We start from the raw sequence: 2,610 nt of genomic DNA on the forward strand, positions 1-2,610 counted from the left end.
ATACGATACTGCAAAGGATAATTTAATCCCTTCTCTTATCAAGTGCCTTTCTAGCTTCAGAAATACTCATTGTAGGTTTTCCTTTTAATCTTTCTTCTTCAGCTTCCAATACACTTGTACGCAAGTCTAATAGTTGTTTATTTCTTTCTAATTCATCTTCTTCAACAAACATCTTATGATCATCCTTTCTATTTCTTATTCTTTCTTTTCTTACGATAATTCTCTATTGTCCCAAAGTTATCAAAGATATCTTCCATCATCATTTCATATACATCATGCGTGATTTCACAATCATTCACTGCACGATGTGCATGAGAATAATCAATATGATAATGATCTGCAAGATCCTTAAGTCTATAGCGTTTCAAATCTTCATGCAATAGTTTTCTTGCAATCTTCAATGTATCGATATAATCATTTTGAAAGAGGACTCCATAATCTCTTAGAAGTGCATCATAGATGAAACGAATATCAAAGCGGACATTATGACCAATGATCACATCATTCCCTATAAACTTAATATACTCTCTAAGAACATCTTTTTCTCCTCTTGCACCATGTAACATATGATTAGAAATGCCAGTGAGATTCTCAATAAAATCACTTATATAGATAGTCTTATCCTTATCTAGTAAGTCTAAAGGTAATTGATCTCTTAAAGGGTTAATGAGTTCACTAAAGCGTGCCACTTCTTTATGGTTGACATACTTAATAGCTGCAACTTCTATAAGTCTTTCTGTTTCAGGATTTAATCCTGTTGCTTCTATATCTACCACGATATAAGTATCTGGATATTCTATTCTACTCTTACCTATTTCTCTCATAAAACCTCCAAAAAAGCCACATAAAGTGGCTTTTATTTCTTAGGATGTGGTCCTGCTTTTCTAATATTTTCTGGCATATGTGGATACTTAGTATTAAAGTTTGCTTCAAACATCATAGCAAGTTCATTAGCCATATCTTCATATGCTTCCTTATTAGCCCATGTATCCTTAGGGTTTAATACATATTCTGGGACTCCAGGACATGATTGTGGGACATGAAGATTAAAGCGTGAATCATAATAATAGATGACATTATCTAATGATCCATTGACTGCTGCAGTGACCATAGCACGTGTATATGATAATTTCATACGTGATCCAATACCATAAGGTCCACCATTCCATCCAGTGTTCACTAAATAAACCTTAGTACCATAAGCTTCTAGACGTGAACCAAGTAGCTGTGCATAGATACCTGGATCTAGAGGCATGAATGGTTCTCCAAATAATGTAGAGAATGTAGGCTGTGGTTCGCTGATGCCTCTTTCTGTACCTGCAACTTTAGATGTAAATCCAGTAACGAATTGATACATTGCAGCATCATGATCAAGTCTAGAGATTGGTGGTAATACACCAAAGGCATCTGCAGTTAAGAAAATAACAACTTTAGGCACTCCACCTACTCCTGGAATCTGGGCATTTTGAATATATTCAATAGGATAGCCGACACGTGTATTTTCTGTAAGTGTACCATCATCATAATCCGGCTGTCTAGTCTTTGCATCTACAACTACATTTTCTAGTTCTGAACCAAAACGGATGGCACGATAGATATCAGGTTCTCCTGTAGGAGATAAGTTAATTGTCTTTGCATAACATCCACCTTCAAAGTTGAAGATTCCTTCTTCACTCCATCCATGTTCATCATCACCAATCAACATTCTATTAGGGTCTGTAGAAAGTGTTGTTTTACCTGTACCAGATAATCCAAAGAAGATAGCTGTTTCTCCAGTATCTGGATCCATGTTTGCTGAACAATGCATAGGAAGAATATTTTCTTGTAAAGGCATGCAATAGTTCATGATTGTGAATACTGATTTCTTAATTTCTCCTGAATATTGTGAACCTACAATAATAACTGTATGTTCTGTAAAGTTAATGATGATAGCTGCTTCTGAGTTAGTATGATCCACTTCAGAAACACAATGGAATCCTGGTGCAACGAGAATTGTATAATCTGTTAAACCAAAATTATCTAATTCTTCTTTTGTAGGCCTAATCAATAATTGATGGATAAATAGGTTCTGACATGCGAGTTCATTGATGACAGTGAATTTACGACGATATTTCTTATCAGCTCCAGCAAAGCCTTTAAAGACGAATAATTCCTTGTCACTCATATATTCAAGTACTTTTTCTTTTAATGCATTGTAGTGTTCAACACTCATGGCTACATTGACATCACCCCAGGCAATCTGTTCATGTACCTCTGGTGTATCTACAATAAATTTATCATGTGGTGAACGACCAGTATATTTTCCTGTTTTTACAACTAACGCACCCTGGTCAGTTAATAATCCTTCTTTACGCTTTAAAGCGTATTCTACTAATTTAGCAGGACATAAATTATAATGTGCTTTACCTGTATAGTTTTTAATTTCTGCATATTCGAGTGTCTTTTCCATAAAGTAACCCCTTTCATTTTGTCTGTATAACACATTATAGCATAAAATTAATATTTTAACATACTCTATTTCCTAACAGTTATTGTCTTTTGCGTGAACTACCTCGACTTAATACTCCGTATTTGAAGTCAAGGCTTCTAGGATGCTTATGCATCCGTTTA

Annotated in this window: 3 protein-coding genes; all 3 read right to left on the reverse strand. The window is 34.8% G+C overall.

The genetic code is table 11. The annotated features are described in order from the left end of the window. Positions 1 to 22: 22 nt before the first annotated feature. The 3 genes from ACT8VG_RS09880 to pckA are packed head-to-tail and all read right to left on the reverse strand — an operon-like array spanning position 23 to position 2,449. Entirely contained in the window at positions 23 to 172 is a 150-nt protein-coding gene (locus ACT8VG_RS09880; protein WP_187011816.1) for a hypothetical protein, read from the reverse strand. Between the two features lie 16 nt (positions 173 to 188). Next, complete coding sequence (locus tag ACT8VG_RS09885) at positions 189 to 824, reverse strand: 3'-5' exonuclease (protein ID WP_217107261.1); 636 nt, start codon at positions 822 to 824, stop codon at positions 189 to 191. A 32-nt stretch (positions 825 to 856) separates the two neighbouring features. Then, positions 857 to 2,449, reverse strand: a complete 1,593-nt coding sequence (pckA, locus tag ACT8VG_RS09890; protein ID WP_226793917.1) for a phosphoenolpyruvate carboxykinase (ATP) — start codon at positions 2,447 to 2,449, stop codon at positions 857 to 859. Between the last annotated feature and the right edge of the window lie 161 nt (positions 2,450 to 2,610).

Origin of the sequence: Catenibacterium sp., from assembly GCF_052354645.1 — a bacterium.
Taxonomy (GTDB): domain Bacteria; phylum Bacillota_I; class Bacilli_A; order Erysipelotrichales; family Coprobacillaceae; genus Catenibacterium; species Catenibacterium mitsuoka_A.

Excerpts from the sequence above, each read along its gene's own strand:
- pckA (WP_226793917.1), bottom strand. The coding sequence starts at position 2,449 with ATGGAAAAGACACTCGAATATGCAGAAATTAAAAACTATACAGGTAAA.
- ACT8VG_RS09885 (WP_217107261.1), bottom strand. The coding sequence starts at position 824 with ATGAGAGAAATAGGTAAGAGTAGAATAGAATATCCAGATACTTATATC.
- ACT8VG_RS09880 (WP_187011816.1), bottom strand. The coding sequence starts at position 172 with ATGTTTGTTGAAGAAGATGAATTAGAAAGAAATAAACAACTATTAGAC.